The organism is Lutispora sp. QWL-02, assembly GCF_058315355.1.
Genome location: NZ_CM177762.1, coordinates 1,651,282 through 1,675,318, shown reverse-complemented (window position 1 = coordinate 1,675,318; position 24,037 = coordinate 1,651,282). Strand labels below are relative to the sequence as shown.

Here is a 24,037-nt window from a genome sequence, read left to right as displayed (position 1 = left end):
CCAAACCTGCTAAAATAGGGGTTTAGGAAGGGGGATGAGGTCATTTGTTACCACCAAATCAAAGCCATTTAGCTTATAGATTAAATCTCTATCAGAACGTTAAACAAACTGATAGTATTGCAAAAATTCTTTCACATATTGATCTTTCTTGTGTCTATGACCTTTGTAAACGTTTTTACTCCAGCAATCCATGGGGACGTATCGCAAATTATCTTCCTCAAGATGCTTTAAGGTCACTATTAGTGATGTATCTTGCAGGTTTTACATCCATTAACAAATGGGTCAAAGAACTAAAAGATACACCCCGGTATGCTTACCTATCCGGATTTACCCCTGAGAAAACGCCCTCAAAAGCCTATTTCTCTTGGTTTATGTCTAACCTGTTTGGAGAGGATTTTGACATAAATGATATCATGACTCAGGGTACGTTGCTTAAGAAGATATTTGAACTTGTATTCGTCAATAAATCCATTGCGCTTGGTATTATTGATCCCCATGATAAAGTGATTTTTGATGGTTGCAAGGTCAAGACTTTCTGTAAGCAGAAGTATGTTCCGGAAAAGTACTGTAGGTGCTCCAGCAATAGCATTAAGCCTTTTAAATGTTCTATGTGTAAAGACCCAGAAGCCACCAAAGGATATGACCATAACCTTGACCGATATTTAATAGGCTATGGACTACATTTTGCAGCAACCCCTATAGTTGATAATCAATCCAAATGTTTACCGCTTACTTTTTTTGTTGCAGGAGCCGATGTCCATGATTCCAAAGTAGCTTCACATCTTTTAATGTACCTTTATCACGATATGAAAGTGGATTTTAACCATGTCATCCTGGATTCAGGCTATGATGCATACTACATTTACTGGTGGATCTCTTTGCTGGGTGGTAAGCCGATTATCGCGATCAACCCAAGAAACTCGCAAACTCCTACACAAGAGAATAAATACGGGTTACCTGTTTGTTCTGCCGGTCATGTTTACTATTACTGGGGAATTGATAGAAAGAAGCGTAGATACAAGTGGCGATGCCCTTTGAAAGCATCAAAGAAATTAGCTAAGAAGCTTAAGTGTGATAAACCTTGTTGTGATTCCAACTATGGCAAGACAGTCTATACTCACATTGAAGATGACATCCGCTGGTTTACACAAGTCCCTAGAGGCTCGCAACTCTGGAAAGACCTATACTCAAGAAGAGCACGCATCGAATCTGTGATCGGCGATACGGTCCTCAATAACGGATTAAAGTCCCCATTATTCCGGGGTACAAAAAACTTCTTCGTGAGGACTGCCTTGGTATGCATGACCCAACATGCAAAAGCCATAGCTGAAGTCCTTGAGAGTATAGATTACCAGAAAAATGCCGCTTAATCCATAGGAAATTTAATCCTTTACTCCTATGTTTAGCTAAGCTCTGCCATTTTACAATGGTAAACTCTTCCTATCAACTGCACCTTTTTTAATTTTCAATGATCAGTCCTTTTGTTATTGCTTTACTGTTAATTACTGTTACTTTTTGGTGTCCGCAACCAATTTATTTCACTTTACTGAACACCTACTTTAAGCATAACTGCATAAGGTTAAGAGCATATTAAATCCGTATTAAAATTATTTAAATTATTGCGTATTACAGGTAGATAATAGGCAGGAAATAATTGGTGTAAAATGCGGAGGCTGTTCCGATCAGCGCTCCTATCAAAACATCAGTAGGGTAATGAACCCCCAAGTATATCCTTGACATTCCTACCAATCCGGCCAGTACAAAGGGATATATCCCAAGCTGGGGAAAAATGAGCGAAATGGATGCCGCAATGGAAAAAGCAGCAGTGGTATGTCCGGATGGAAAAGAATAGTCGTATAATGAAATATCAAATGTATTGACCTTGGATAGAGAAATATTTGGCCGGGGCCTGTTGACAATCTTTTTGATGCAATGGATCAGCAGATGGCTAAATGCGAGCGATATGCTTATATTCCACCCGTAATTCCATCCATAATTCAATTCTCCGGTCCTGCCAAGCATCAGCGCCGCTGCCGCAAGACCTATGCTGACCACAGCACCGCCCAGATGCGTGACAGCAGGCATTATCAGATCCAAAGCCCTGCATTTTGCTCTATCATTGATCATATAAAATACAGCTATATCCCCTCTCTGGATATAACGAAATGCTTTGCCCATAGTCTCACCTCTTTCCTATCTCCGCCTTCATGCTAATTTTAGGATATCATGCTCATGTTAAATATGTATTAACATGATGTAAAACTTTATGCCTGTCACCGGAGTTAAGAAAGCAGCGATTCATATAATCTGATATGATCCTTTATCGCTCTGTTCCAATTGAATTCCTTTTTAACCCTATTGCTCTTATTTATTAAAGTTTCTGAATCGTCACCGCTGTTCAAAGCTTCCAAAATCGCGTACTTAACCTCTTTTTCCTGCTTTGCATTCACCAGCAAAGCCTTATCGCCCACCGTCTCAATAAAGGATGCCGTATTGCTGCATATGGCCGGCACTCCGCAGCTTATGGCTTCGATTGCAGTCATCGGGAATCCTTCATAGTCTGAAAGGTTCACAACGCATTTTGATGCATTATAAAAATACGGCATGTGTTTATATTCTACAGTTCCCGTAAAAATCAGCTCATTTTCTATCCCAAGGTCCTTTGCCAGGCCCTTTAATTCCAGATAATATTCCTGCCTCTTGCCGTCAACTTTGCCGGCAAGCACGAGCTTTAAACCTTTAAAGCTCATTTTTATTTCTCTGAATACCCTGAGCAAGGTTTCAAGATTTTTTCTAATATGTACGCTGCCCGCAAATAATATTATGTCACCTTGAATATGATAATTATCCTTTAAAAACTTCATGCAATGCTCTTTGTTCATAAGGCTGAACTGGCTTGAACAGCCGGGATATATGACATCTATCCTGTCATTGGGCAGAGCCAGGACATTGGCAAGCTGTTTCTTTATGGAATCTGAAACGGCAATTATTCTGTCCGCTTCTTCTGCAGCCTTTGGGAAAGTCTGCAAAAACCTGTTTAAATATTTCTCATCGACCATTTCGGGAATAGTAAATGCGATCAGATCATGGGCTGTTATAACATATTTGCACGCACTCTTTCCCTTTCCATCCGGCGGAATGCTCAAGCCATTGTTTGGGGAGTGAAACAAATTTATTTTATTGCCTGTGATATGATCCTTGATGGCTTTTAAACCATTTAACTCATCTCTCTTGCTTAGATTAAAGAAATTTATTTCCCCGGTGTTTTCCCATCCGTCTATATGGGAAGACTCGTCCCATATCAGATCATAGCTCGGCTGAGGATACATTTCAAACAGATTTTGGAGCAGCTCACATGTATAGGTGTATAAGCCTGTTCCATGCAATTTCGTTACGCCGATGCCGTCAATGCATATTCTCATCCCCTCATCCCTTTCATAGAAACTCAGAGTCTAAGCTCATATCGCAGCCGGTGATCATATCAGCCTTTGTATTTTTGCCGTATTCCTTTGCCAGGGATACCTCATCAGCGATGCTGTATTTATAATCTCCCTTATCGATTCCGTCACCTTTTATTTCGAACTCGAAAAACTCAGAATCTTTAGGAACATCCTTAGAAAAGCTTCTTATGCAGGCACCCTTTTTCCCTCTTCCGCCATCATTATATCGAGCATCGATCATATAAAGGCAATAGCTATATATATTTCTTTCATCCAGCAATTGAAAATAAGCATCGGCTATAAAAAGCTTTATATTCTCGATCCATGCGCCTTGCGGCAAATCCATAAATGTATTGAAGGGCCTTTCCAGGTTCAATATTTTGGCTTTACCTTCCCCATCCTTATCGGTATAAATTATCTTCAATTTCTTTACCCCGTCAAGAACATATATTTTACCCTGAGGGGCATTGATCAATCTTTCTGATTTCAATTCCAAATCTATCATTATCTGATATATGGATTCTATTTTTATCCTTTGTTCAGGTATAAAAATGGTTTCATGATCCGAATACTCTATTATCTCCCCGCGATTCACACCGGGCAGCTCACTCTCGGGTGTTATTCCGATGATATCAATAAAATTTCTAACTATCCCCATAAGACAATCCCTCACCTTATCCTCGGCCTGTAGCTTATTTGAATATCTGCTGCGGTGGTATTGGTCAGCTGTTTCTTGCAAAAGTCCCTTAATGATATCGAATAAATGTTGCAATACCCCAATTCATCCGAAACATAATATATTTTATTTGAATCTATTCCCCAGGCCAGGTCACTGATTTTGGTTGTGCAGAAGTTCTTTGTAATATTGATTGCACATTTGTTCTTAAATTCGTACAAGTAAACATCATCGACGTCATTTTTATTGCTCTTCGCTCCGATAAGAGCTGCATATTGATTATCCGGAGAAATCCTGATAAGCTTTTTAGCGAATATATCCAAGCCTGTAAAAATCCTTTCAGCCTCCAAGCTGTTTATATCTATCACAGACGCTTCATCCTGCTTATTCCCCTTACCCGATATGAAAACGAGCTTATCATCATCCATCCAATCAAAGTCCTTAATATAGCCGCAGGCCGTTATCTGACTGCTGTCAAGACCCTTTGCATCCGAAATCCAAATATTTAATATATTGCTTGTCGATCTGATATAAGCCATTCTCTTCCCGTCAGGCGAGCATTCGGGTCTAAAGCTTTTTATCAGTCCGTTTCCCCAGGTGATCTGCTCATATTCTGAGCCTCTGACGTCCATTGAATATATTTCCTTGCTGATGCCCTTAACGGCTGAGAATATGATCCTCCCTCCGTCAGGCGACCAGCAATAACTGCTTATTGCTTCAAAAATTCCGGCCTGGGTGAACACTCTTTTTGATGAGGTCTCGGGGTCTATAAGGCATAGCATGAATTTTCCCAAGCAATCCGACAGGCAGGCTATTTCCTGGCCTGAGGGCGACCATTTCGGCTTTATATTCTTATGATCGTCGTCATAGGTTATTTGATGAGCATGCCGGCCGTTTTCATAGGCAACAAACAAGTTGCTCCCAGAGGAGCTATGTTGATATGAGTAGCAGATCTCATAGCTTGGGATATATACAAACTCAAGGAACAGCACTATGCTCTTGAATATTTTGCGCTCATCCACCTTCCTGGCAAAGACATCTTCAACGGTTATCTTGGGCTGAAGGAGTTTATTCCTGAGCAAAGCTTCGATATCCGTCCCTTCGATCCGCTCCGGCACCACAACATAAACGCTTTGATAATGTTCCTTCTCAACTCCGTGGATGGACCGGCATATCAAGTCTGCTGCATACAGTATCTTCTGCTTTATCTTCAATTCAACAATTATCTTCTTTCCCGAAAGATTCTGCCCCTCCCGGGATCTGCCCTTTATCGTATTGATCACTTTCATCGAAAGGATCTCGGGGTCAATGATCGTAGTGACTATCTGTTCAATATCGGGTTTCGGCCTGGGTATTTCTATTTTCTCCTTTAAAACAAATTGGGTGAAACACCTTTCCTCTTTTACATTGCATTTATAGTACTTCGATATTTCATATCGGTTCGCCAAGCTTTTCTTTCTCTTTTCATCCGGTTTACCCGACCCCAAATTGAATGCAGATGAAGCTGCATTTATGAGAAGCACAATATTTTTAAATACTTTCCTTTTGCTGATGAGCTTTACATATATGTCTTCGATATAGGGAGTGACGATCACAGGGCTGCTGCAATCTATATCATCATCCAAAACGATATAATCCGAAAAAAGCTTTTCAAACTCTGCCGTATGTACAGGCTGGCCTTCCACATCAGCTGCATATTCAATTTTTTGGATAAGCTTTCCCTGCACAATTATTTTCTTCCCTAAGAGTACCTGCCCCTCATTGGACTGGGCTATGGGGGTCTCTATGATCTGTGTTCCGGTTATCTCCGCATTTACCCTTATGCTAAGTATATGCTCCGCCTCCGGCTTGTTCTCCGGAATGCTGAAGGTTTCTTGGATTTGAAGCTGCTTAAAGCTTCCGGACTGCTCGGGAATAACGTCATCTATTCCAATGATTTCAATCAAATCATCAAGAAGATTTTTCACGGCGTGCCCTCCTATAACAACTGCTAATACTCAAACAACCTATTTGACTACTAAGATTATATGATTTATTCTCGTCCATATATTCACATTCAAGCTTTATATTGCCAATAATTTATGCATTCTCTTTTACATGATGCTCCACATCACTTGGGATGTGAAGCAATTTCATGATTTTTATAATATGTCCCAATTTCAGTAACACATTTTTAGCTTTTATATATATTAGTAATGCAAAGGGACAATTATACAACCTATTAAATTTTATTAAAGAAAGGTGGACTTTATGTCAACTACTGTTTACACTCATGAATCCCGGAAAGATCCTGATTATGATTCCGTTCAGGATTGCCAGAAAGAACCATGTGAGAATGTCAAGGGAAATGCTATCGATGTCGAGCTCAGACCCAATGATTGTGAGGTAAGAGCCGATATCGTCGTCGACAGGGAAAGATGCATAAGATTATGGGGGCAAATAAAGGACTGTGAGGGAAAGCCTGTCAAAGATGCACTTGTAAAGCTTTTAAAGCCCATTTGGAAATACGGAAAGATTGAATACGTTGGAGTTGCACACACAACGACAGATTGCCTTGGTTTCTACCAGTTTAATATCTGTCCGGATGAAAACAACAACAAATTCAGAGTGATTGTAAGCAAAGCCGCCAAAGGCAATGAAAGAGTCATTTATACAGGCGGCGGCAAATGCAATCCATGCGCCGATCGTCAAGAAAAACCGGAGGAACCGTGCGGCTGCTAATCTTTGTTCTCTAAATTGTCCCAATGCCCTTCAATGTAATTTTGTTTATGGAGGAGGAGTGTATGCCCAATCTTGTAAAGGACCTTATCCAATATATCGGCATATCACTGAATACCTCTGAAAGTCTGAATTCACTCAAAAAATTGAATGTCAGAAAACGCAGACGTAAAAAAATGCGCAGGAGAAGATTAAACGAAAATGCAGCAGGACTGGAAGCAAATAAAGATAATTGGGAAAACCCCATAAAGCTTTGGGGGCAGGTAAAGGATTGTTACGGCCACGCTGTAGAGAACGCCCTTGTAAATCTTCTAAAACCTGTTCCTCAGGACGGCAGCATCGAGTATATCAGAGTTGCGCACACCACAACTGATCGCTTTGGCGTTTATGAGTTTGAGCTTAGTCCGGATAACGAAAACACCAGGCTTATAGTGATCGCAAGCAAAGCCGGCAGTGGAAACGAAAGAACTATCGAGGAAAATAGCGACTTATGCAATCCTTGATAATAATAACCTTATAGGAAAAAAGGCTCCAAGGAAATTGGGTAAGGTTCCATCTCGGCTATTCAGGATAAAATTGAATCAAGAAACCTTATCCAATTTTCAGGAGTATACCGAATAGCTAAGTGATTCAAGTCGTATGATGTAAAAGCAGCAGCCCCTTTTTATTCCGCTGTGACAAGGATCGTTATATTCTTGAAGATGCATCTCTTATTTATCTGCTTGGCAAATATGTCCTCAATATACCCTGTCACAATCAGAGGGCTTCCCGCCGCATAATCCCCCCCTAAAACAATAAAGGTGCAAAAAGGCATATTAAAATGTGCAGCATAAACAGGATGGGACGGCTCATCTGCAACATATTCTATCTTTTGCCTTACCTCTCCCTCAACGATCAGCTTCCAGCCTGTTAATCTTTGGCCCTCCAGCGATACTGCCGGGTTCTCTGCAGCACCAGGAGTCCTGATTACCCTTGTACTTGTAATTGCAAGCTCTGCCATGACCTTTATGATCTGCTCGATATTTGGTTTGGCTATCGGAAGGCACACGGTCTCCTGAACACTGAACTGTTTAAAGGCTGTCGGGTGATGCGGAAATACATCTGCTATTCCGGCATATTCAATAAGATCATTAACATGATTCACCATATAGGACTGCCCCCCATGTTTTATTATCTATAAACAATATGCTTATAAGCAATAATTTTTACCTGTTATTTATATCAATTTATTTATATTTATGGTGATATATTATCTGCCCCAAGAATATTTTATATTGATGCCGCATCTGATATGAAGCCTTGTATATGTTTTGACTTTGATTATAAATCATAAAAGATGAGCGGGCTTTCCTATATCATTTATGAGCAATAGAATTTATTAGGAGGTTAATCATGGGTTATCGTATTTCTAAGTATCAAATATGCCCCGGAGAAAATGAACAGCTCGAACTCACCGCTAAGCTTCAACGCGAGCCGAGAAGCGTAGTTCACGGTATTGTAAAGGATTGTGATGACAAGCCGGTAAAGGATGCAGTTGTCATGCTGTTTGAAATCTCAGATCCCTGCAATCCATGCTCACTAAAGCCATTAATATATACATTTTCCGATGAATGCGGCCAATTTATTTTTGGTTCCCTGATACCCCATAAAAGATATCTCATCAAGGTATGGTACGACAATGTCAAAATCGTACCTGTTATAATAAAACCCTCTGCCTATCAGGATGAACATTATGACAACCACCCTGAAGCTGTTCCAAAGGATAATTTTTTTGAAGCAGTGGAATCATGATATGCCTCAAAACTCTAAGCCTTTATGCACTCCTTTTGTTTAAGAATTTAATCACATACACTTTCTAATTTCATATTATATTGTAGGCCCATTTGTAAATTTCCTATTTACAACAGCAGCAAGGAGTGATTATTTTAAAAAGATTATTTAAAGGAACCCGCAATATAGAGCTGCCCTTTCTTTCACCTTTTATAAAAATATTTAAGTATTAAGAGTCCGCCAGTTGTAGCTTTATCCTTCGATACATAAGAAGGGTGGTGAAATTGTGGGCTGGAAACTGGAAGAATATAATTTTAAATTGACTGGAAACGAAGAAAAAGACATCTGCATTACTCTGGAGCCTGAAAAAAGGGCCGCTATCCATGGTGTTGTAAAATTCCCGAATGACACTCCGGTAAAGGGTGCTCTGGTCAAGCTGTTTATCAAAAAACCCAATAATCCCCTTGAGCTTATCCCTGTTACATTTACCTTTACCGATGAATGCGGTCAATTTTTATTCGGTGTTGAGTCAAAGGTTGACTATGTTGTCAAGGTATTCTATTACGAGCCTGAGCATCGTGTTCTTGATGAACCGGTCGCCCCTCTAGAGGAACTTTAGTTCTTGCATTGCCAAGGAAGCAGGGCTGATAGCCCTGCTCCATATCTGCCTGGTATTTATTTGATTTTCTGCCCTATCCCTTTCTCTTTCGCAGCTTCAAATATCCTCTGGGCTGCAAAGAGGTCAAACAAGGCCATGCCCACTGCTTTGAACAATACCGTATCCATGTTTTTGCCCTGCTTTGCATTTATCAGCTCTCCGAAATGAGATATCCTGTCTTTTTTGATCCATCCTTCATTGATGGGCGTGATCAGGTCTCCGGACTCATGCAAGGCATGGTATGTGTCTATATATACATGCCGGCAGATTCTAAAAAGGCTTTCCGGATATTCTCTCATACTCGGTTTGAAGGACCCTATGCCTATAAAGCATTTTCCTTTCAGCATCTCTTCATCATCGGGGATTACAGGCCTGCAGGAGTTAGTGGCAGTGATGACTGTCTCAGAATCCGCCAAGAGCTCCTCTGCACTTCCGCAGGCTTTTATGTCCACAGCATAAGGTATCTCTGTCCTAATTCTTTCTATAAAACTATCCAGGATCTCTGCCCTACTGTCGTATATGCGCAAGGCTTTTACCTTCCTTGCGCTGCAGGCAAAAACAGCCTGATAAAAGCCCTGGGTGCCTGCTCCAATGATCCCTACTGTGTTCGTTTTGCCATTTGCAAGGTATTTGACGGCAACTCCTCCCACCGCACCTGTGCGCAAAGCTGTCAAAGCTTTTGCGTCCATGATGGCTATGGGCTCTCCCGTTGCCATATCATTCAATATCATGACCCCGTCTATGGCAGGCTTGTCCGCTGCTCTATTATCCGGAAATACGGTGAGGACCTTTGTACCGAGGCCTTTGGCATTGATGCAGGGCATGAGCAGCAGCGCATTCTGCCCCATATCCTCACGAAGTCTGGAAGGCATTTTATAGTTCCCGATTTCATAGGCTTTGTAGGCATCCTCTACAGCTTTCATTATCTCTGCATATGATGCAAGGCTCTTTAGGATATCTTCTTTGTTTAGGTAAATCACATTATCCCTCCTTTCCTTATAGATTTATGGCTTCAGGCGGAAAATAAAGCATCTTACGCTTTGCTCTCCGCCGCAGCACCCTTTGGCTGAAGAAGCCGCCGTCATCCATGATCCGGCTGGCTTATCAGTAAAAAAATACATTTGAGTATTTCTCTTATATTCTCCAAAGCTTGTACAAATTCATCTTAAAATGTCATATTTTTCAATTATCCTGTCTCAAAACGGCAAAACAGATAATATAAAAGCGGGACAAAAAGGACTGCCTGTCCCCCTTGCCCCGCCTTATCGGTATCTTTTTATACTCTCCTTATTACTCTGCCTGCTGCATTGCCGCTATAAACTCCGTCGTTTATGGCTATCTTGCCGTTTACGATAACATAGTCAATTCCAACGGGATCTTTGAATGGATCTTCATAATGTGCACCATCAATTACTGTATCCGGATCAAAAACAACAATGTCAGCATCCATACCAACTTTTATAATACCCTTATTATAAATATTGAATCTGGCTGCGGGGAAGCAAGTCATCTTATTTACAGCTTCCTCTAAAGACAAAGTTTTTTCTTCTCTTACATACTTACCAAGGACCCTTGGGAAAGTCCCATTAGTGCGCGGATGACACTTCGCCCCGGGAGCTGCCGGAATAGAATCGGAAGCTATCATCGTAAATGGACTCTTCATTATATGCTTGATATCGTCCTCACATATCATATAATAGCAAGCAGTATCCGAACCTTTATTAGCAACAATAATATCACAAAGCACATCCAGAGGCTCCTTATGCATCATCCTGCTGACTTCCAGAAGCGTTTTCCCTTCATATTCGGGGGTCTCCGGTGTATATGAAATTAGCACTCCTCCCGCTCCGTTGCTATGCTGGTAGAAATTTTCCCAGTCATCGCCCGTATTGATTTCTTCAATTATTCGTGTCCTTATAGATGGTTCTTGAAGCCTTTCTATAATCTTCTCTATTCCGCCTTCATGCACCCATATGGGAAGACATGCTCTCAATGTGGTGCTGGATGCAGTATAAGGATATTGGTCAATGGTAACATCGACTCCTCTCTGCCTAGCCTCTTCGATTAATTTTACAGAATCTTTTACAATGCCCCAGTTCTTTATGCCCATGGCTTTATGATGGTGCACCTGAACAGCAATGCCGGCATTTTCTCCTACATTGATAGTCTCCTGAACAGATTTTAACAGATTGTTTGACTCGTTGCGCATATGAGAAAGGTAAACACCGTTAAATTCCTTTAAAGCTTTAGCAATCTCCTCAATCTCTTCGGGTTCTGAATACAATCCGGGAGGATAAATAAGCCCGGTGGTCAGCCCAAATGCGCCATCTATCATGGCCTGTTTTACCTGATTTCTCATCTCCTTGAGCTCTGCTCCGGTGGGCTTTCTTGAATCAAAACCCATTACATTGATCTTGACAGTACCATGACCAACATATGCCCCGATATTTGTTCCAAGCGGCAACCTATCGATCACATCTAAAAATTCGCCCAAGGACTCCCAGTTATACTTGGGCTCCACACCTGCCTTGGCAAAGCCTGTATACTTATCCAACAAGGCAGCCTTATCACTGCTTATTGGTGCTGCACTTATTCCGCAGGGGCCGATCATCTGTGTTGTTACTCCCTGTTTTAACTTAGTTGACATCTCCGGATCACGTAAAAGTACAAAATCAGAATGGGTATGGCAGTCAATAAACCCGGGAGAGATGACCTGCCCCTTTGCGTCTATAGTATCATCGGCAATATATTCTCCTGACAGCTTCCCTACAAAGGAAATTTTGCCGTCCTTTATCCCTATATCTCCCCGAAACCACGGATTCCCGGTTCCATCCACAATCTTTCCATTCATTACGAGCAAATCAAAATATAGCACAAAATCACTCCTCAATCATTTTTATCAAATGCCGGTATGTTATATACACACCAGCATTTGATAAAATCCATAATCCAATATGAATTAATCGGCAATGCTCTTTGGATATGCTTTGCCAAACCAAATCATGACCACTCCTTTAGGCGGTTTACGCGTCATCAAGCTTATAACAACTGTTAAAATACCCGATACTATTAAAGCCATAAAAATGGCATTCATGCCCATAGTTATCGGCAGGATATTGCTGGCACCAAGAATGTAGGTTATCATCCCTCCGGCCATCCCTGCCGCTGCACCATACTCATTTGTCCTTCTCCAATAAACACCCAGCAATAACGGCCAGAAAAATGATGAGCCAAGACCTCCTATTGCAAATGTTATAAAGTACTGCAAAGCGGCCGGCGGTTTAATGGCTGCCAGAAATATACCGACGCAGATTAATACTGTAGCAAAAACAGTTACCTTCTTTAATTTTTTATTATCTGCTTTTGGATTGATGAATGCTTGATAAGCATTTCTAATAAATGTTGAACTTATTACTATAACCATAGAGCCCACTGTCGACTGGATAGCCCCGGCAACACCCGCCAGAGTTAACCCTGCCAGCCATGGAGGCAAAACAGTCATAGCAATACTCGGAATTATTTGATCTGCAACCGGTATATCTGTAAATATACTGCGGCCTAAACTGCCTGTCCAAATTAACATTAAGGTCCATAATGTAACGAAAAAAACTCCGATAATAATTGCCTTATGCATTGCTTTTGTGTCTTTATAGGTTAAAGCTCCCATTGCTCCGTGAGGAAGGCCGATATATACAAGTCCGTAAACAATCCATAAGGAAAACTGATATGCAGGGCTCCAATTCCATGGAGTTACCAGCTTCGGGTCAATATTGATCAATCTCTCATAAACTATTTCCAACGGGCCTAAATGCACTAAAGTTGCTATAAATAATGTAACAACTGCTACTGTCATTACTATCCCTTGAAATGCTATGGCAATTGCCACACCTTTTACGCCGCCTAATGCTGCAGTTATAAGCACAACTACCGCAAATAGAATCAATCCGACTATATAAGGCAGCCCTGTCATAGATTCAAACAATCTTGCTCCCCCTATAAATTGGGCAACCACATAACTTCCTAAGAAAAGTATGATCGCTAAAACTCCAAAGAGAGCAATAAACTTGTTGCCGTTATAACGGGAAGAAAATAAGTCAAGATATGATTGAGCATTTATTCTGCGCGAAACTATTCCAACTTTCTTGCCGATCTCCCCCAAAACAGTGAAATTCATAAAGTTTTGAGAAAATCCAGCCATTACCCATGTCAAACCGACACTATACGCAAGCCCGGGGCCCCCAAGAAATGTGCCCGCACTGCATAAAGACGCTGCAACCATCAATGCAACAACCAATGCACCCATGCCGCGTCCTCCGGTATAGAACTCGTCAACATATTTGTCGAGGGATGTCTTATCCATTGACCGCTTAGAATATAAACCCATGCCAATCAAGACCATGGAATAAATTATAAAAGTGATGATTATAAACATACGAGCACTTGAACTGATTTCAACTGCCACTATATTCACTCCATTTCTAAATTTTAGTTTTTACCTTTTCTTCTATTGTTCCTTCATCTCCTAAGTCCATATCAACAAGTATGAACTTAGTAATATAAATTACTATCCCTAAGAAAATCAGGCTTATTGATATGACAGCAAACCACCATGCGGGCAGGCCCATGATATATGTATAATCCTCAGGATTTCCTCTGCCTAACAGGTATGCAGCCGCAACTGATAAAACTGTGAATAAAATTTGAATAATAAAAACCAGCTTCATTTCCTTTTCACAAATAATAAAGCGCTCATCCATCTCAATTTCCTTAAAATCATAATTGGTATCATAATATTCTTCCTTTTTCATTGACAAAACCCCCTTTCAAATATACAGATTAAAAAGGTAGTAAACAAAATGTCTCATGCCATGCAGTGATATGCCCTCAGATAATTCAGTTGTATTGAAGTGAAAAATTTTATGTTGATTTGCTTTGATTCATGATATCCAATGCTTGCAATATTTTGCTCTTATATTTCTTGCCTGACCTCCTTCCGTTTAAAATATCTGTCAAATAATTCTCATTAACACCTACTTTTTTAGCTAATCTTCTTTGTGTTAATTGCAATTCCACAAGCTTTTTCTTTACCTCTATTCCAAATTTTTTATTACATGTATTCCCATTAGTCTTCCCTCCTCTAAATCTGAAATAAAAACGAGAGTATAACAGTGGTACACAAAATCCGCTTTTCGACAGTTCAAAAGAAACTAAGAGGTGGTAAGCCGCATAAATGCTAGGTTTCCACCTCTTAATAGATTAAAAAAATGTTGTATGTAATTGTTAATTTAAAATTTTTCTAATTTTTTTATTCAGTTCCTTAGGCTGGTAATATTTTTTATCTAAACCTAAATCAAATACTGCATTAAGTGCAGTTAATACCTGCGAACCATTGTATGTGGAAAGATAGTACATGTCATGTACATTTGCCACTTCCATATTTTTTAATGTTTCAATTATATTCTCTGCTGTAAAGTGCGTGCCATAAGCATCCAGCTTTGCCTCAAGAAGACGATATATTAAAAGAGCCGTGTAACATATCATAAAATGTGCTATTATGCGTTCCTTGTTTTGATGATAGACTGGACGGGCTGAAAAATTTGTTTTCAATACCCTGAAGCAATCTTCAATCTTGTATCTATTTAAACTGATTTCAATAATTGACTTAGCATCATCCTCTAAATTTGTAGCTACGGCATAATAGCCATCATATTTTTCTTCATCATCAATTACACTTTGATCAAGGATATATGAATCCGTTACTTTACCACCTGATTTTGAAGACGATACCCTTTTAATAAAACGAGTTACATCATGGGGGCCTTTTCTATAGGAATCTGGATCTATGTTTTTCAGCAGATTCTTGGCTCTCTCAATCTGCCTGTTTCTAATATATCGTTGGTATTCCATCACTTTTCTTGAAAAGGTAATAATAATTTTTTGCGTGATAAGAGCCTTTGATTTCACTTTTTTTGTTTTGCCGTTCTTCAATACCTGCTCTTCATAAAGCCCAAGATCAATGGCTTTGCTCGCTTCAATAATTTTGTAAGCTTTATCCGTATATAGCGGCAGATTCACTTTATCTTTTTTATCAAAAGACTTTAACTTCTCGATTGTAACAGGTGCATCTGTAGATAGAAGACGATAATCGTAATCATTAAATACAGCTTCTTTAAGCGTATTTGAAAGCTTCTTAATAGATTGAGTCACGATAAATGATCTTCCTCCCATAGAATTAAACTTTCGGATGTTTAAAGAACCAAGTCCCGCGTCAGCACAATAGATAAATTTTTTACCATCCAACATCTGTATCATTTTTTGTTCAAGAGGTATTGCACAGGTCTGCTCATTATCTGAACCGGAATTTATACACATAGAAATTGGGATTCCATGTGCATCCATGAATAACCCCATTTCAACCAATGGATTAGGTTTATAATCTTTCGATGGCCCATATTTTCTGAGGCCTTTTATTACCTCACCGGTAACTTCATCTATATAGTCCTCGTCATCGTTTTCAATCTCAAAATAGTAATTGGTACAGTCAAAGTAACATACGGATGTATCCCTAGGTACGATGCGGTTACTGTAATTAAATAGATGGCTTATGTATTCATCATAGTTTTCTTCAAGAATATCCATGGTACGCAGTATGTGAACATAATTAAACTCAGGAAGCTCATAATATTTATGTAGATGATCATAGGTTCCAAGTTTAGAGTCAGGCTCAAGAATTCTCGCATATGTCAAAAAGCGATTTATCATATTTGGATCATAAGTTATTTTAGAATTATCGGTCACCTTTTTAAAAAATGAACCTATACCAATATCATGATAAATTTTTTGCAAAATAAAATATCCGATGTTAGGCCCATTGCTTGAAGATACTAGGTCATCACTTGATTTTATTTTCTCATTAAAATCAATTGTCACCTCCATTGTGACCTTGTTATTTTTCTTCATTTCATCGTTTAACTTTGCAATTCGCTCCCTAGCATAAGATAGTGGATCATCAGTAATTTTAAGAAGTTCTGAATGTTTCCCAATCCTTTCCACATTTTTAGTTGTAGTTTTTTTACCATTTCTAAATCCTTGCTGGGCATAGTAGATAGGGTCTTTTGCTCGTTTATCATAATATAACTTCATATAATTATTATACCATTTCATACAACGAAATACAACACATACAACAAGCTTTTTTCATTATTTGACATAAAAAAAGCCGCTATTAAGCGGTGTATAAGGTATTTATTGAGTTGGCAACTGTCGAAAACCCGTATTCCCATTAGTCTTCCCTCCTCTAAATCTGAAATAAAAACGAGAGTATAACAGTGGTACACAAAATCAAATATATGATAAAATTATAAAAAGTGGTTATATTAATATTCTAATGTCATATTGACATATTGTCAAGGTCATTTTGTCAAATTGACATATAATTTGTATTATGGGGGTATAGCAGTGGTACAGCTTGATTCTCTTGGAAAAAGAATCACTTATTTGAGAACAAAGAATAACTTGACTCAAAAAGATTTGATGGAACTTCTTAATTTTGATAACCTCAGCAGATATGAAAATGACGAACGCAAACCAAGCTTAAACATTATTATTGAATTAGCGAAACATTTTAACGTTTCTACAGACTGGTTGTTGCTAGGTGAAAGCCTTAATGAAAGTAAAAGTGATTTCTTTGATAGTAATATAAAACTTTCCGTAGAAGAACGTAATCTTCTTTGCTTATTTAACCAATTATCAGATTTGGAAAAAGGCATCATCATTGGCAGGATGGAGGAAATGATAAAAAATCATAGCAGATAACAAACAAAGTCATTTAGAAGGCTTTTATTTTTAACCCAATATGACACGATTTCTTATCTAAATTTTTTAAGCTGTTTCAAATGCTTTAAAACAGCTATGTTAGTAATCAACTTTGCAAATGAACGTTTATCTAAGCGGCATCTTTTAAAAATAGATTATTCATTTTGCATAAAGCCAAGGAGTTTTTGTTATGTCTTTAAAAGAGATTCTCAGTGAACACATCAGAACGTTACGCATAAAGAAAAATATTAAGCAGTCTGAACCGGGTAAATTTGGAAGCTTTGGCTGATTATTTTGACATTGATGATAAAACAGACTTTATTGCATTTCGAATTTCTTCATAACCAGTACATCTGCAGATATTCGACTGTAACCATTCTTCGATTACATATTCATCCGCATCCGGGTGTAGTTTTGCGAGGGAATGGCAAACCATTAAAAAGCCGGATGTACAATAACCGCACTGAAATCCCCAATTTTCAATGAAGGCTTTCTGAATAGGCTCATTGTTAAGCCCTTCAACTGTTGTTATTTTATGGCCGATAGCTTCAACAGCCAGCATAAGGCACGACTTGACGGGCCAGCCGTCAACCAACACTGTACATGCACCACAGTCACCGTTTTCACAGCTTGGCTTTGCTCCGGTTAACCCAAAATGTTCTCTGATAACATACAAAAGGATATCCGATGGTAAAACTGCAACATCCTTTTTTTGTCCGTTTATATCAAGTTCAATGATGCTCTTGCCTTCTATTTTAAGCATTGCGGCATCCCTCCAATGTTTCCAATGTACTGATCAATGTATTCATGAGCACGAATTTCCTGTAGCTGCTTGTGCCCGACAGATCATTCAAGATAGGTGAAGGAAGACACTTTATTGCATTAGCTGCTCTTACTTCCAGCGGGTCATCTTTTGCATTAAGGCATTCTTCCACCTGAGAGGATCTGAATGGGAAAGGGCAGACGCCGCTTGATGCAAATCTGATGCTATTATCTTTCTTTATTGCTGCAATAGATATTAACGGATAATCGATTTTCTCGTTTTTTGTCTTTTTTACATGAACAAAAGGTAATGTTGCATACTCTTTTCCTATTATAAATTGGACTATAAATTCACCTCTCGAGAGCAGGAGACGTTCATTGAAAACTTCGTGAATAGAAACTTGCTTTATCTTATTTCCTCCGGCTATAACAACATCACTGTCGGATAATAGCAAAGGCAATACAGACTCCCTATATATGATTGTCCCGCCAATATTGCCCCCGAGAGTTATCTTGCACTGCATAGTATGGTCAGCTATTCTCCCGCTTGACTTTCCCAGCAATGGATATAGCTTTGATTCCGATATTCTGGAAAGTGTAACGGAAGAGCCAATCACTAATTTGTCACCCTGGAATTCAAGAACATTATTCTCCGGAATCGCTTTCAGGTCAATAACGGCTCTGGTATGGATATTATGCACTCTCGCCATACTTATGATTTCTGAGCCGCCTCCATAGTAAAGAGGGTTTTTGTTTTCACGATCCAGCTGCTTAAAGATTTGAACGGCTTCATCTATTGTATCCGGTCTGTAGTAATCAAAATTATATGGGATCATACTATGCCTCCAGTCTTTGTCTTCCAGATATATTCCGGTGTGAGAGGTAATTGTTCCAGATCAACCTGTGCCGCTAAAGATAATGCATTTGCCAAAGCGGCTGGAATTCCGATAATTCCGTGTTCAGCTATTCCTCTTGCACCATAGGGAGAATCTATTTGAGGAGTTTCAATAAAATCAATTATATATTTAGGTTCTTCACCTATGTGCATCACTTTATAAGTACGCAGGCTGGTAGTTAGTACTTTCCCTTGCGCATCATAGGAAAAACTTTCACGGCTCCCAAGGCCGAGGCCCATGCACATTCCGCCGGTAACAAGGCCGCGGGCAGTTTTGGGATTCAGAACTCTTCCTGCATCGATTACTGTTGCTGCTTTCAGCAGTCTATATGTAAACTCCTTTGTATCAAACTCCACTTCTACGGCTTGAGCTCCTACAGCCCAAGCCGGTCCGGGTTTCCCCCTGCCGGTTTCCTTATCGAGCTGAGTTATGTGGCTCATAATAAAGCTGCCGCGGCCCAGAGTCTGCCCTTCTATAGCATTGCCATTCGGATATTTATATCCGTGAATTAAATCCTTAAATGCTATATATATGCCGGGGTCTTGTTTGAGAAACACTTTTTCCTCTGCGACAGCCAAATCTTCCGGAGGACACCTCATGGCTACGGCAGCTAAGCCTTTAAGCTGCCTGATCAGATCCTCTGCAGCCCTTAACGTTGCCCTTCCAGCCATAAATGTTGTCATACTGGCAACCGTCTTCCAATGCTCAGGGCTGATCTGTGTATCTACTTCCAGTTTCACATGGATCCTGCTTATATCCATTTTCATTTTTTCAGCAAGTATCTGGGCTAAAGTGGTTTTCATCCCAGGTCCGCATTCAACTACACCGCTGTTTATGTTAATACTGCCGTCGGTGTTGAATGTCAGAAACACCCCTGATACGGCATCAGTCGGAGAATCGGATGTCTTCCAGAAGCAGCTGATACCTTTTGCCCTAATTTTATTGTTTCCTAAGTCGATCCTTGCTCCTTCATTCCAATTTATTGATTCCTTTAACTTTTGAAGGCATGCTGTAAGGTTCCCGATATTGCTTAAGGTTGTTTTAACCTGAGTTGGAGTTGTCATTTGCGGAGCAATAGCATTTTTGATTCTCAATTCCAGCGGATCCATTGCAAGTTTATGTGCCAGCTTTTCTAATGACCTTTCTATACAAAATGTATAGGCGGCATGCCCGAAGCCCCTAAAAGAGGTTGAGTAAGGGTGGTTGGTATATACACAAAGTGAGTCGCACCATACGTTTTCAATATTATAAGGACCTGTACAGTCAACAGCGATAGCTTTTGCTAAACGAGGTCCTATATCGGTATAAGCACCGGTATCGACAATATATATCATTTCAGCAGCCTTTAGCAGCCCATTCTTTGATGCACCCAGCTTTATCTTTGCTTCTAGACCTAAACGGCAGGGAGAGGTGACGATATCTTCCTCCCTTGTATTAGCTACTTTAACAATTCTGCCGTCAACGGATTTTGAAGCCATATAAGCAAGCATCTCAAGCTGTACAGGAGCTTTCCCTCCAAACCCCCCGCCCACAAGAGGTGTTTTTACAGTAACTTTTCCTTCTTCTATTCCGAAATATTTGCTTATCATTTTCTTTACGGAATAAGGGGCTTGAGTTGAAGAACTGATCACAACCTGACCGTCGGCATGTATTTCTGCCCGGGCATTCCTGGTTTCCATAGCTATATGGTCTGACTTTGGAAGAGTATAACCGGCCTCAATAATGACTTCACTTTCAGCCCACCCTTTTGCCATATCGCCTTTTCTTATTTTTATACGTTGCGCAATGTTTGTATTTGGTTCTGGAGAAGCCTCAATAGCCACACGCTTATACTGATATAAGTTTTCATGAATAATGGGTGCACCAGCTTTTATTGCATCTCTAGGAGAATTTACCACCTGTAATGGTTCGTATTCCACTTTTACAAGCTTGACTGCATGCATTGCTTCGCGCTCACTGTTGGCTACTATTAGAGCAACGGGCTCACCGAAATACCGTATCTTTTCTGTTGCAAGAGGGGGGCGATCTTCAAGCTCTACTCCGCAAAGGATAGGAAAGCTGCTGCCTGTAATTACAGCTTGGACTCCAGAAGCTTTTACAGCTTCAGAAATATCAATTGATTTAATTTGGGCATGGGCAAAAGGACTTGTGACTAATTTAGCATATAAAATACCCGGCACAATGCAATCATCTGTGTATTTGGCAATTCCCGTCACCTTATCCCATGCTTCCTTCCGCTGTATGCTCTTACCGACGGCTGCAGTAGTATGCAAAGCGTCATCCTCCTTTATGTAAAGGGATTATTAGCTAAATATATAATCTCTTAATATATTTTCCGCTAATATGCAAACTTATGCTTACCATTTCCGATATGGCTATCCTAATAAAATAAGGCAATACCGCCTTCCAATAGTTAACTTACTATTTTTAAAGGTAACAGGTATTGCCCTATTTATATTTATTCTGTTTGAAGGAAATCTAAGTAAGCATTCCAGCCCATTTGGCGCAGATAATACCGCTCAATTATACATAATAGTTCAGGCAAAAAAAGATATTATCCCGCCAAACACCAGCACACATCCTCCCACGCGATATACAATCAAAGACAAATCAGAGGGTTCGGCATTCTTGAAATACCACCCTTTTGATATCCACCACGCACTTCTTGGCGCGCTGATAAACCAAATGCCAACGGCGAGAAGAAACAAAGAGAGGATAATAGGAGCGCCGTCTGTATCATTACGACCGCTGTCAGAAGCTGAGGAAATGGCCCGCGCAAGTGAAAAACCGTCTATATATCCCAATTTTTCTACGGCGCTTGCATCATAATCCGCTGGAACCGCAATTCCTCCGCCTACATCCTTTTGAGAATATATATATCCATTGGGATAGACGATAGAAAGGGTTCCATCCATGGAATAAGCGAATGTATATGTGCCATTATCAGCTTTTATTTTCCCTTCCGAGAGGCTTCCTTCGAGAAATGATATCACGGCAGCTTGACCGTCAATCGTAGTAGTATAATCAGTATTCGCAGCAGTTTCCCCGGAGCAGCCGAATAGCATAAGAACTGAGCAGGCCATGATCATTGCTATTATCCTTTTCACTTAGAACACCTCCAAAATAATCTTTTCAAAAGCTCAGATAGTCCTTTTAATACAATCTAACTATCCAATCATCACCTGATTTGCTGCGTTCATACATAAAACCGTTACTATCGCCTTTTCACACTTGCTCATTTATATATCCTCCGCATAATATCCAACCCAAGTAGGGAAAAAACCGGTTTTAAGAGCAACTGTTGTTGATGCAATATTGGGGCTCCATGTAGTGTAATACGGTAATGCGCCACGTTTTTCAATTTCATCAGCTAATGTTTTCACAAGATACGCTGCCAGTCCATTGTTTCTAAATGCAGATATCTAACATGCTCTCCGGCAAGCTTCTTACCAAATTCGCGAAGCTTTTTTTCAATGAGAAAGAGATTTTCTCCATCCATAATCTCACATGCCGGTATTGCTGAAAAATGTTTTACACACCAATCGTAAATATATATATCGGCTCTAATAACGGCATTCTTGCCAAATGTGATCATCTCAAAAAATGCACTTGTTGATTTAATAAATACATTTTTATCGTCTTTAAAAACTTTGGAATTGTATTCGCCAATAGCAGCGAGTCTTTCTTGTACTATGTTTATTTTACTTGCTTTATCCATAAATGTTCTCCTTTTGAATTATCACAATGCTCTACCATTGACCCTGGCAAAGAAGTCTTTCCAGAACCGCAACAGCTATTGTAGTAATTACATTTACAACTATAGTTATAAGCAATAGTTTTTTCTTATCATTGCTTTGATTTTTAAGCAGAAAATATACCAAAGGCACTTCAATACACAATGTTAGTATTAAATAAGCAAGTCTAATTATATAGTTAGGACCGTTGTTGAACGCTCTTTCCCATGCATAACCCCAGCCTGATCCATAAAATCTATTTAAAATACAAGTACTATAAATATATGGCGCAATAAACGAAACAATATTTGCAAAAGTAACAATAATAAAGACCTTTACTTTTTCCTTTACTTTTCCATACACGCTTACTCCCCAGGTCTCGATAGCAAGTGTTAGTATTATTGCAAGGGGTAAAACTCTCATAGGACTTACTGTTACCCAATGCCATGATGAGTTTGCCAAAACCTCTGCCGGATATATGTAAAATAACAAAACGCAGCATAGCAAAGTTCGTTTTACTAAGTTATATTTCTTGATATTTTTCATTTATACCGTCTCCTTTTTTATTGCTGCATCGCAATAAATAAAAATTGCGTAACAATTTTTATCGGGTACGTGGTGCGTAGCCTGGGGTTACTTCTATGTGGTCTTGGTACGAGGTTCAAGTGTTATAGCAGAACTCTGGGGTCTGACCTAAAAGGAATACCTTAATCCTCGTGCCCCGTACCTCGCACCTCGCAGCCATAAAAAATACTTCGCATTTTTAATATGATGCGTCTTAATTTTATTATATTCTTAACAAGTTTAAGATTTATAAGCTTTCTCCTGCAAATTTAATATTTGTCTAATCTTTTTATAGCAGATAAGATAAAGCACCCCATTGTTGCAACAGAAAAATAATGACCAATATATGGGAAATTCGAAGCTTCTCCAAACCAAAACCCTATAAACCCCATGAATACTGTTACTATAAAAGGAATAATTATATAAATGACGATTCACCCCACTTCTAATAAATTCTTCATAAGTTATAAGTAATCTTTACTTCGTATCATTCTACAGATGTGCATTATAAAGAGCATGCAAAATTATAACTATACTAAATTTCTATGTAAACGTGTTAATACTACTATGTTAAATGTTCCCATAATTATAGTAATCAAGTGAATTAAGGCAACTTTATAATATATACCAAGTATCAAAGCACCAATCATTGGAAACATTTGCATAGCACAAAGTATGCCATATAAGAATAAAAGTAGAGTATGGCTTATAGGGCATTTTTTAATTATTCTTACAGCAAAAATCAGCAGTGTAACTAATAGTATAATAATCTCGGTTATGCCGAACAATTGTACATATGCTTTCCATTGGCCGATCTCAATGTAAAAGAGTGATGTTGCAGCTATCAAAAACAAAAATAATATTTCAGTTACAATTGTTTTTTTATTAAACATCAAACCCGCACCTCCCCAATAATGTAATCACCTTACCCAGCATTTTTCTACTGAAGTGTCAATTAAAAAGTATGAAGATCAGCAATATATAATTATTGCTCATCTATTTTA

General features: G+C 39.3%; 25 protein-coding genes. 6 read left to right on the top strand and 19 right to left on the bottom strand.

The annotated features are described in order from the left end of the window. Positions 1-44 precede the first annotated feature (44 nt). Positions 45-1,370, top strand: a complete 1,326-nt coding sequence (locus tag AC4HCY_RS07660; protein ID WP_491094266.1) for a transposase — start codon at positions 45-47, stop codon at positions 1,368-1,370. Positions 1,371-1,626: 256 nt separating this feature from the next. On the opposite strand, the gene AC4HCY_RS07655 is transcribed toward AC4HCY_RS07660, so the two are convergent. The 4 genes from AC4HCY_RS07655 to AC4HCY_RS07640 form a co-directional block, all read right to left on the bottom strand. Beyond that, entirely contained in the window at positions 1,627-2,178 is a 552-nt protein-coding gene (locus tag AC4HCY_RS07655; RefSeq protein WP_323431584.1) for a phosphatase PAP2 family protein, read from the bottom strand. Positions 2,179-2,282: 104 nt separating this feature from the next. Further along, positions 2,283-3,422: a glycosyltransferase family 4 protein gene (locus tag AC4HCY_RS07650; RefSeq protein ID WP_491095765.1), complete on the bottom strand. Its 1,140-nt coding sequence runs from the start codon at positions 3,420-3,422 to the stop codon at positions 2,283-2,285. A gap of 13 nt (positions 3,423-3,435) precedes the next feature. Next, positions 3,436-4,098: a hypothetical protein gene (locus tag AC4HCY_RS07645; protein ID WP_491095764.1), complete on the bottom strand. Its 663-nt coding sequence runs from the start codon at positions 4,096-4,098 to the stop codon at positions 3,436-3,438. Positions 4,099-4,109: 11 nt separating this feature from the next. Beyond that, a complete protein-coding gene (locus tag AC4HCY_RS07640; protein WP_323431587.1) occupies positions 4,110-6,083 on the bottom strand; it encodes an SPOCS domain-containing protein in 1,974 nt (657 codons plus the stop codon). A 283-nt stretch (positions 6,084-6,366) separates the two neighbouring features. On the opposite strand from AC4HCY_RS07640, the gene AC4HCY_RS07635 reads away from it, so the two are divergent. Both AC4HCY_RS07635 and AC4HCY_RS07630 read left to right on the top strand, forming a co-directional pair. Next, on the top strand, positions 6,367-6,837 hold the full coding sequence (locus AC4HCY_RS07635; RefSeq protein ID WP_491095763.1) for a hypothetical protein: 471 nt from the start codon (positions 6,367-6,369) through the stop codon (positions 6,835-6,837). Positions 6,838-6,899: 62 nt separating this feature from the next. Further along, on the top strand, positions 6,900-7,337 hold the full coding sequence (locus AC4HCY_RS07630) for a hypothetical protein (protein ID WP_255228257.1): 438 nt from the start codon (positions 6,900-6,902) through the stop codon (positions 7,335-7,337). 161 nt (positions 7,338-7,498) lie between these two features. Here AC4HCY_RS07630 and AC4HCY_RS07625 read toward each other — a convergent pair whose 3' ends face one another. Further along, a complete protein-coding gene (locus AC4HCY_RS07625) occupies positions 7,499-7,981 on the bottom strand; it encodes a DUF3794 domain-containing protein (protein WP_491095762.1) in 483 nt (160 codons plus the stop codon). A 245-nt stretch (positions 7,982-8,226) separates the two neighbouring features. On the opposite strand from AC4HCY_RS07625, the gene AC4HCY_RS07620 reads away from it, so the two are divergent. Both AC4HCY_RS07620 and AC4HCY_RS07615 read left to right on the top strand, forming a co-directional pair. Continuing rightward, entirely contained in the window at positions 8,227-8,625 is a 399-nt protein-coding gene (locus AC4HCY_RS07620) for a carboxypeptidase regulatory-like domain-containing protein (RefSeq protein ID WP_255228255.1), read from the top strand. Positions 8,626-8,890: 265 nt separating this feature from the next. Beyond that, the gene (locus tag AC4HCY_RS07615; RefSeq protein ID WP_255228254.1) at positions 8,891-9,223 is read left to right on the top strand and encodes a hypothetical protein; all 333 of its coding nucleotides are present in this window, start codon (positions 8,891-8,893) and stop codon (positions 9,221-9,223) included. A 56-nt stretch (positions 9,224-9,279) separates the two neighbouring features. Here AC4HCY_RS07615 and AC4HCY_RS07610 read toward each other — a convergent pair whose 3' ends face one another. The 6 genes from AC4HCY_RS07610 to AC4HCY_RS07585 all read right to left on the bottom strand — a co-directional run bounded on the left by AC4HCY_RS07610 (position 9,280) and on the right by AC4HCY_RS07585 (position 16,405). Further along, positions 9,280-10,242, bottom strand: a complete 963-nt coding sequence (locus AC4HCY_RS07610; RefSeq protein WP_491095761.1) for an ornithine cyclodeaminase family protein — start codon at positions 10,240-10,242, stop codon at positions 9,280-9,282. Between the two features lie 296 nt (positions 10,243-10,538). Continuing rightward, a complete protein-coding gene (locus tag AC4HCY_RS07605) occupies positions 10,539-12,137 on the bottom strand; it encodes an N-acyl-D-amino-acid deacylase family protein (RefSeq protein WP_491095760.1) in 1,599 nt (532 codons plus the stop codon). A gap of 84 nt (positions 12,138-12,221) precedes the next feature. After that, the gene (gene panF, locus AC4HCY_RS07600; protein WP_491095759.1) at positions 12,222-13,724 is read right to left on the bottom strand and encodes a sodium/pantothenate symporter; all 1,503 of its coding nucleotides are present in this window, start codon (positions 13,722-13,724) and stop codon (positions 12,222-12,224) included. Positions 13,725-13,740: 16 nt separating this feature from the next. Continuing rightward, positions 13,741-14,070, bottom strand: coding sequence for a YhdT family protein (locus AC4HCY_RS07595; RefSeq protein WP_491095758.1), 330 nt, complete (start codon positions 14,068-14,070; stop codon positions 13,741-13,743). Between the two features lie 109 nt (positions 14,071-14,179). Beyond that, positions 14,180-14,356, bottom strand: a complete 177-nt coding sequence (locus AC4HCY_RS07590) for a helix-turn-helix domain-containing protein (protein WP_255228301.1) — start codon at positions 14,354-14,356, stop codon at positions 14,180-14,182. A 186-nt stretch (positions 14,357-14,542) separates the two neighbouring features. After that, positions 14,543-16,405: an IS1634 family transposase gene (locus AC4HCY_RS07585; protein WP_491095757.1), complete on the bottom strand. Its 1,863-nt coding sequence runs from the start codon at positions 16,403-16,405 to the stop codon at positions 14,543-14,545. 315 nt (positions 16,406-16,720) lie between these two features. Here AC4HCY_RS07585 and AC4HCY_RS07580 point away from each other — a divergent pair, with 315 nt between their 5' ends. After that, entirely contained in the window at positions 16,721-17,077 is a 357-nt protein-coding gene (locus tag AC4HCY_RS07580) for a helix-turn-helix domain-containing protein (protein ID WP_255228249.1), read from the top strand. 289 nt (positions 17,078-17,366) lie between these two features. Here the strand turns inward: AC4HCY_RS07580 and AC4HCY_RS07575 are convergent, their stop codons facing one another. The 8 genes from AC4HCY_RS07575 to AC4HCY_RS07540 all read right to left on the bottom strand — a co-directional run bounded on the left by AC4HCY_RS07575 (position 17,367) and on the right by AC4HCY_RS07540 (position 23,926). Beyond that, a complete protein-coding gene (locus AC4HCY_RS07575) occupies positions 17,367-17,840 on the bottom strand; it encodes a (2Fe-2S)-binding protein (protein ID WP_491095756.1) in 474 nt (157 codons plus the stop codon). Next, positions 17,833-18,675 carry an FAD binding domain-containing protein gene (locus tag AC4HCY_RS07570; RefSeq protein WP_491095755.1) on the bottom strand — a complete coding sequence of 281 codons (843 nt, stop codon included), beginning with the start codon at positions 18,673-18,675 and terminating at the stop codon, positions 17,833-17,835. Before AC4HCY_RS07570 ends, AC4HCY_RS07575 begins: the two co-directional genes overlap by 8 nt. Then, the gene (locus tag AC4HCY_RS07565) at positions 18,672-21,008 is read right to left on the bottom strand and encodes a xanthine dehydrogenase family protein molybdopterin-binding subunit (protein ID WP_491095754.1); all 2,337 of its coding nucleotides are present in this window, start codon (positions 21,006-21,008) and stop codon (positions 18,672-18,674) included. The genes AC4HCY_RS07570 and AC4HCY_RS07565 overlap by 4 nt, the downstream gene beginning before the upstream one ends. A gap of 264 nt (positions 21,009-21,272) precedes the next feature. Continuing rightward, the gene (locus tag AC4HCY_RS07560; RefSeq protein ID WP_323433574.1) at positions 21,273-21,842 is read right to left on the bottom strand and encodes a DUF6199 family natural product biosynthesis protein; all 570 of its coding nucleotides are present in this window, start codon (positions 21,840-21,842) and stop codon (positions 21,273-21,275) included. Positions 21,843-21,974: 132 nt separating this feature from the next. Continuing rightward, on the bottom strand, positions 21,975-22,118 hold the full coding sequence (locus AC4HCY_RS07555; RefSeq protein ID WP_491095753.1) for a hypothetical protein: 144 nt from the start codon (positions 22,116-22,118) through the stop codon (positions 21,975-21,977). Further along, positions 22,115-22,453, bottom strand: coding sequence for a hypothetical protein (locus tag AC4HCY_RS07550; RefSeq protein ID WP_491095752.1), 339 nt, complete (start codon positions 22,451-22,453; stop codon positions 22,115-22,117). Before AC4HCY_RS07550 ends, AC4HCY_RS07555 begins: the two co-directional genes overlap by 4 nt. A gap of 31 nt (positions 22,454-22,484) precedes the next feature. Next, positions 22,485-23,015, bottom strand: coding sequence for a hypothetical protein (locus tag AC4HCY_RS07545; protein ID WP_491095751.1), 531 nt, complete (start codon positions 23,013-23,015; stop codon positions 22,485-22,487). Between the two features lie 548 nt (positions 23,016-23,563). Then, entirely contained in the window at positions 23,564-23,926 is a 363-nt protein-coding gene (locus tag AC4HCY_RS07540) for a hypothetical protein (protein WP_323433570.1), read from the bottom strand. Between the last annotated feature and the right edge of the window lie 111 nt (positions 23,927-24,037).